General features: G+C 71.3%; 6 protein-coding genes. 3 read left to right on the top strand and 3 right to left on the bottom strand.

Translation table 11 applies throughout. The features are described from left to right. On the top strand, positions 1 to 339 hold a 339-nt coding region (locus BN12_RS16720), incomplete at its 5' end, for a helix-turn-helix domain-containing protein (RefSeq protein WP_048554238.1). Positions 340 to 359: 20 nt separating this feature from the next. Here the strand turns inward: BN12_RS16720 and BN12_RS16715 are convergent. Further along, the gene (locus tag BN12_RS16715) at positions 360 to 1,256 is read right to left on the bottom strand and encodes a cation diffusion facilitator family transporter (RefSeq protein WP_048554236.1); all 897 of its coding nucleotides are present in this window, start codon (positions 1,254 to 1,256) and stop codon (positions 360 to 362) included. A gap of 51 nt (positions 1,257 to 1,307) precedes the next feature. Beyond that, positions 1,308 to 2,138: an NAD(P)H-binding protein gene (locus tag BN12_RS16710; protein WP_235432442.1), complete on the bottom strand. Its 831-nt coding sequence runs from the start codon at positions 2,136 to 2,138 to the stop codon at positions 1,308 to 1,310. A gap of 57 nt (positions 2,139 to 2,195) precedes the next feature. On the opposite strand from BN12_RS16710, the gene BN12_RS16705 reads away from it, so the two are divergent. Continuing rightward, a complete protein-coding gene (locus BN12_RS16705) occupies positions 2,196 to 2,513 on the top strand; it encodes an ArsR/SmtB family transcription factor (RefSeq protein WP_048554232.1) in 318 nt (105 codons plus the stop codon). A 143-nt stretch (positions 2,514 to 2,656) separates the two neighbouring features. On the opposite strand, the gene BN12_RS16700 is transcribed toward BN12_RS16705, so the two are convergent. Beyond that, a complete protein-coding gene (locus tag BN12_RS16700) occupies positions 2,657 to 4,957 on the bottom strand; it encodes a (Fe-S)-binding protein (RefSeq protein WP_048554231.1) in 2,301 nt (766 codons plus the stop codon). Between the two features lie 334 nt (positions 4,958 to 5,291). Between BN12_RS16700 and cysK the strand changes: the two genes are divergently transcribed. Then, positions 5,292 to 6,227: a cysteine synthase A gene (gene cysK / locus BN12_RS16695; RefSeq protein ID WP_048554229.1), complete on the top strand. Its 936-nt coding sequence runs from the start codon at positions 5,292 to 5,294 to the stop codon at positions 6,225 to 6,227. Positions 6,228 to 6,432 lie beyond the last annotated feature (205 nt).

Raw genomic sequence — 6,432 nt, 5'->3', positions numbered from 1 at the left:
GCCGCGTGGGGCAGTGCCGCGCGGAACCTCGTCGACGCCGCGCGGACGTCACCCCCCGCGGGCTGGGTCCGCGAGGGGCAGCTCACCGAGGCCGCGGTGGCCGCCGTCGACGAGGTCTTCGCCGCGCTGCCGAGCCATCGCCGGACTCCCCTGGACGCGCTCACCAGATCCGAGCGCGCCGTCGCCGACGGGGTCGCGGCGGGCAAGACGAACCGCCAGATCGCGGAGGACCTCTTCGTCTCACCGAGGACCGTCGACGCCCACCTCTCGCACATCTATCGCAAGCTCGGCATCACGACCCGCGCCAAGCTCGCCGTCCTCGTGTCCGCCGCCAGCTGACGTCGCCCAACCCACGGAGCTCACCACGTCGTGTCGTGGCAGTCGCCGTGCGCGGCGGGCTCGACCTGCAGCGTCGGGTGGTCGATGGCGAAGTCGTCGCGCAGCAGGAGGGTCGCGGTGTCGAGGACGGCGTGGCTGTCGGCCCGCTCGCTCGTCACGAGGTGGGCCGTCGCGACGTGCATGCCGGAGGTGAGGGTCCACACGTGGACGTCGTGGACCGACTGGACGCCCTCGACGGTCGACAGCGCCGCCGCGACGGCTCCCGGGTGCGCGCCGGCCGGCGCGTGCTGGCCGAGGACCGTGAGCACCTCGCGTCCGAGGAGGACCGCCCGGTATGCGACGAAGACGGCGATGGCGAGCGCGACGACGGTGTCCCACCACCCCTGCCCCGTGACGGCGACGAGGAGGCCGGCGAGGAGGACGCCGACGGAGCCCACGGCATCGGCGACGACCTCGAGGTAGGCGCCCTTGACGTTGAGGTTGTCCTCGGAGCCCGCCCGGAGGAGCGCTGCGCAGACGAGGTTGACGAGGAGCCCGAGCGCGCCGACGGCGAGCATCGGCACCGACCCCACGTGGACGGGCTCGCCGAGCCGGGCCACCGCCTCGACGACCACCCACACGCCCGTGCCGACCATGAGCAGGACCGACAGGCCCGCGGCGAAGACCTCCGCCCGGTACGACCCGAAGGTCCGCCGGCCGGTCCGGTCGGGCCGGACCGCGATCCGCGTCGCGACGAGCGCCGCACCGAGCCCGACGACGTCGGCCCCCATGTGGCCCGCGTCGCCGAGCAGCGCGAGCGAGCCGCTGAGGACCGCCGTCGTCAGCTCGACGACGAAGAAGGCCGCGACGAGGACGAACGCCGCCGCGAGCCGGGGCCGGTGGACGGCGCCCGTGCCGTGGTGGTGGTCGTGGCTCACTCTCCGATCGTAGGTCCGGCGGGGGGTTCGGTGTGCCCGGATACCCTCCCGTCACTCGCCGCGCAGGACCTCCTCGAGGGTGCGCGCGGGGTGCCGCGTCACCCGCTCGACGTCGCGGGTCACCGTCGCGACCGAGCCGTCGCGGATCGCGGTGTACGTGCTGACCCAGGCGTCGAGCTGCCATTGCTCGGCGCCGTACTCCGCGCGCCGCCACGCATAGGCCGACTCCTCCGTCTCGTCGACGAAGAACAGGTGCCGGCCGAGGACGGCTCCGGCCCGCGCGGCGACCTCGGCGAGGGTCAGCGCCTCGGGGCCGGTCAGGGTGTACGTCATCCGGGAGTGCTCCCGCGGGGTGCGCAGGACGAGCGCCGCGGCATGCGCGACGTCCGCCCGGCCGACCGCGGCGACGCGACCGTCGCCGGCGGGCCCGCGGATCGCTCCTGAGGCGTCGGCGAACGTCGGGAGGACGTCGGCGTAGAAGTTGTCCCGGAGGAGCGTGTATGCCATGCCGCTCTCCTGGATCGCGAGCTCCGCGTCGTAGTGGTCGCGTCCGAGGGTGAACGTCGCGTCGGGCGCGGCACCCGCGAACGAGGTGTAGACGATGTGCTCGACGCCGGCGTCGGCCGCGGCTCCGATGACCGACCGGTGCTCCTCCCGGCGGGTCCGCGACTCGGCCGCCGAGACGAGGAGCAGGGTCGTCACGCCCCGGAAGGCCGCCCGGCATGCGGCGGCGTCGGCATACGTCGCCTGGCGCACGACCTGCCCCGGCGCAGCGGCGACGCGGGCGGGGTCCCGCGCGACGAGCACCGGGGACATGTCGGCGAGGCGCGTGGCGACGAGCCGGCCGAGATGGCCGGTCACGCCGGTCAGGGCGAGGGTCATGGTCGTCATTGTCCATCCCGTTGACAGGTGACTAGATGGTCACCCATTGTTCGAGGTATGCCGATCGACGACGAGTCCCAGGACGCCGTGTTCCGCGCCCTGGCGGACCCGACCCGGCGGCGCATCCTCGACCTTCTCTTCGCCCGGGACGGCCAGACGCTCACCGAGCTCGAGACGGTCTTCGACATGACCCGGTTCGGCGTCATGAAGCACCTGCGGGTGCTCGCAGACGCCGATCTCGTCATCACCCGCAAGGAGGGCCGCACGACACGGCACTTCCTCAACGCGGTCCCCATCCGCCTCGTCCACGACCGGTGGATCGACAAGTTCACCGAGCAGCGGGTCGCGGCCCTCACCTCTGCCGGCGCAGGGTGAAGCGGAGCTTTATCGGGTGACCCCGGAACACTCCGCTTCACCCGACAAGCGACGTCGGGTGAAGCTGAGCCTTGTCGGGTGACCCGATAAAGCTCACGGGGCCGGCCGCCGGGGATCGGGCGACCGGGGCGCCGGCGCGAGGCTCAGGTCGTCGGGACGGGCGCAGGCTCGGGCGTCGCGTCCTCGGCCTCCGGCGCGTCCGGCCCGCCACGCCGCACGGCGGCGAGGAGCATCTGGGCGATGTCGACGACCTCGACGTCCTCGCGGGCGCCGGAGGCCTGGGCGGCGGTGAGCCCGTCGGAGAGCATGACACGGCAGAACGGGCAGCCGATGGCGATCCGGTCCGCGCCGGTCGCGAGGGCCTCCTCGGTGCGGTTGGCGTTGATCCGGGTGCCGAGCTTCTCCTCCATCCACATCCGGGCGCCGCCGGCTCCGCAGCAGAACGACTTCTCCCCGTGCCGGGGCATCTCGCGCAGCTCGACGCCGGGCAGGGAGCCGATGAGCTCGCGCGGCGGGGTGTAGACGTGGTTGTGCCGGCCGAGGTAGCACGGGTCGTGGTAGGTGACCGTCTGCGCGGTCGAGGCGGCGTCCCGAGCGGTCGACTTGACCGGCTCCTCGCCCGGCCGGGCGACCGGCACGAGCCGCTTCTCGCGGACCAGCCGGTTGAGCAGCTGGGTGTGGTGGACGACCTCGAACTGCCCGCCGTTCTGCGGGTACTCGTTCTTGATCGTGTTGAAGCAGTGCGCGCACGTGACGACGATCTTCGTCGCGCCCATCTCGCCGAGCACCTCGACGTTCTGCATCGCGAGCATCTGGTAGAGAAACTCGTTGCCTGCGCGCCGCGCGGAGTCGCCGGTGCACGTCTCGCCCTCGCCGAGGACGGCGAAGGAGACCCCGGCGAGGTCGAGGAGCTCGGCGACCGCCCGAGTCGTCTTCTTCGCGCGGTCCTCGTACGCCCCGGCGCAGCCGACCCAGAACAGGTAGTCGACCTCGGCGAGGGACTCGATGTCCTCCCCGACGACCTTGACCTCGAAGGGCAGGTCCTTGGCCCAGTCGAGGCGGGCCCGGGCACCCATCCCCCACGGGTTGCCCTTGTTCTCCAGGTTCCGGAAGAGCCCGCCGAGCTCGTTCGGGAAGGCCGACTCGATGAGGTTCTGGTAGCGGCGCATGTCGAGGATGTGGTCGACGTGCTCGATGTCGACGGGACACTGCTCGACGCACGCCCCGCACGTCGTGCACGACCACAGGACGTCGGCGTCGATGACGGCGTCCGGTCCGTGCGGGTTGTACGCGGTCAGGGGCGCGTCGATGGCATACCCCGTCTCCCCGATGAGGGGGACCTCGGCGATGGGCGGGGTCTCCCCGGCCGATCCGGCCGCGCCGGAGGCGAGCAGGTAGGGCGCCTTGGCCGCCGCGTGGTCGCGCAGCGTCATCATGAGCATCTTCGGCGACAGCGGCTTGTCGGTGTTCCAGGCGGGGCACTGCTCCTGGCAGCGGCCGCACTCGGTGCACGTGGAGAAGTCGAGCAGCCCCTTCCACGTGAAGTCCTCGACCTTGCCGACCCCGAGAGCCGCATCCTCGTCGAGGTCCTCGATGTTCTCGAAGTCCAGCGGCTCGCCGCCCACCGTCATCGTCTTCAGCGGGCCGAGGGCGGTGCGACCGTGGGCGTTCCTCTTGAACCAGATGTTGAAGAAGGCGAGGAACCGGTGCCACGCGACACCCATCGTCGGGACGAGGGCGATGGTGATCATCCACGCGACCGAGATGAGGATCTTCACCGCCGCGACGACGACGATCGTCGTCTCCAGCGCGTGGACTGTCGCCCCGGAGAAGATCTCGCCGAGCCATCCGGTGAGCGGGAAGTGCAGCGCCGTCGCGTGGTCGCCTCCCTCGGCCTTGTCGAGGGCGTACTCGAGGCCGCGGAGGGTGAGGATGCAGATCGTGACGCCGAGGATCGTGTACTCGACGTAGTAGGCCTGCCAGAACGTCGAGCCGAAGAACCGTGACCGCCGCGGCTTCTCCTTGCCCCGCGGGTGGATCCACTGCCGCACGCTGATGAGGAACAGGATGCCGAGGAACCCGGCCCACGCGAAGAGGTCGGTGAGCCACTCGTACGGCGGGAACGTCCCGAGCCACGGGATCGTCCACGACGGGGAGAAGAGCTGCCCGAACGCCGTGACGAGGGTGAAGAAGAGCAGCCCGAAGCTGATCATCGTGAACCAGTGGGCCGCCGCGACGACGGGCTTGCGCGACATGCGGGTATGCCCGAGGAACTCGCGCACGAGGGTCGCCGTCCGCGCCCCCGGCTCGCTCGTCCGCGTCCCGTCCGGCTGGCCGAGGCGGAACACCGCGAGCATCCGGCGGATCGTCCGGACGAACAGGGCGATCGCGACGGCGGTCACCGGAAGACAGACGACGACGGCGACGATCTGGACGACAGACATGGGCGCGAGTCTAGTGATCCGCGGGCGCCCGCATACGACCCTGTGGCGCGCCCCGCACGTGCCGAATTCGACCAGCCGGTATGCCACCTCGGCCCTCGCCACCCTGGCGCTCGCCTGCCGCCCGCAGGCCCCCGCCGCCTTCCCCTCCGCACGTGCCGAGTTGTTGTCGTCGCAGCAACGTCGGGACGACGACAACTCGGCACGTGCGGGAAGGAGACGGTTCCGAGGACGCGGGGGACTTGCATACGGATAATCGAGTGTTGGAACATTCATAAGAGCCGGTTTTGTTGAAGCCGGCGCGACAGACCTACGACACCGGCAAGGCGGTTCCTTCGTGCCCATCTACGACGACGTCACCAAGCTCATCGGCAACACCCCGCTCGTGCGGATCAACCGGATCATCGACACGGGAGACAGCGGGACGACGGTTGCCGCGAAGCTCGAGTTCTACAACCCCGCGAGCTCGGTCAAGGACCGCATCGGCGTCTCGATCATCGACGCCGCCGAGGCCTCCGGCGAGCTGAAGCCGGGCGGCACGATCGTCGAGGGCACGTCGGGCAACACGGGCATCGCCCTCGCCATGGTCGGCGCGGCGCGCGGCTACCACGTCGTCCTCACCATGCCGGAGTCGATGAGCAAGGAGCGCCGCGCGCTGCTGCGTGCCTTCGGCGCCGAGCTCGTCCTCACCGACCCCGCCCTCGGCATGAAGGGCGCCGTCACCAAGGCCGAGGAGATCGCCGCGGAGCGCGGGGCGATCCTCGCCCGGCAGTTCGCGAACGAGGCCAACCCCGAGATCCACCGGAAGACGACGGCCGAGGAGATCTGGAAGGACACCGACGGCGGCGTCGACATCGTCGTCTCCGGCATCGGCACCGGCGGCACGATCACCGGCGTCGGCCAGGTCCTCAAGGGCCGCAAGCCGTCGGTCCAGATCATCGCCGTGGAGCCGAAGGAGTCGGCGATCCTCAACGGCGGCCAGCCGGGCCCGCACAAGATCCAGGGTCTCGGCGCGAACTTCGTCCCGGAGATCCTCGACACGAGCATCTACGACGAGGTCATCGACATCGACGCGCCGACCTCCGTCGAGTGGGCCCGCAAGGCCGCGACCGACGAGGGCCTGCTCGTCGGCATCTCCTCCGGCGCGGCCCTCGCCGCCGCCAACGAGGTCGCGAACCGCCCCGAGAACGCCGGCAAGACGATCGTCGTCATCATCCCCTCCTTCGGCGAGCGGTACCTGTCCACGATCCTCTTCGAGGGTCTCGTCGACTGACGGCAACGTCACGAAGAGGTATGCCATGAGCACGCACCTGCTGCGCACCACCCGCGGGGCCCCGGAGGGCGGTACACACCGTGGCCCGGGGTCAGGTGGGGAGCGTCCGGGGCCGGATGAGGCGCGCCCGGGCGAGCACGGTGCGCGGCGACGCCCCGGGGATGGTGACGCCCGGCGTCGGCCGGGGACCCTCGGGCGTGCGCTC

Source organism: Nostocoides japonicum T1-X7 (genome assembly GCF_001046855.1).
Classification (GTDB): domain Bacteria; phylum Actinomycetota; class Actinomycetes; order Actinomycetales; family Dermatophilaceae; genus Nostocoides; species Nostocoides japonicum.
The sequence above is the reverse complement of the archived record's forward strand: the minus strand, read 5'-3'. Positions and strand labels throughout refer to the sequence as shown.

What these genes read in the sequence shown, in the direction of transcription:
- BN12_RS16710 (WP_235432442.1), bottom strand. Translation starts at nt 2,138, where the DNA reads ATGACCCTCGCCCTGACCGGCGTGACCGGCCATCTCGGCCGGCTCGTC.
- BN12_RS16700 (WP_048554231.1), bottom strand. Translation starts at nt 4,957, where the DNA reads ATGTCTGTCGTCCAGATCGTCGCCGTCGTCGTCTGTCTTCCGGTGACC.
- BN12_RS16705 (WP_048554232.1), top strand. Translation starts at nt 2,196, where the DNA reads ATGCCGATCGACGACGAGTCCCAGGACGCCGTGTTCCGCGCCCTGGCG.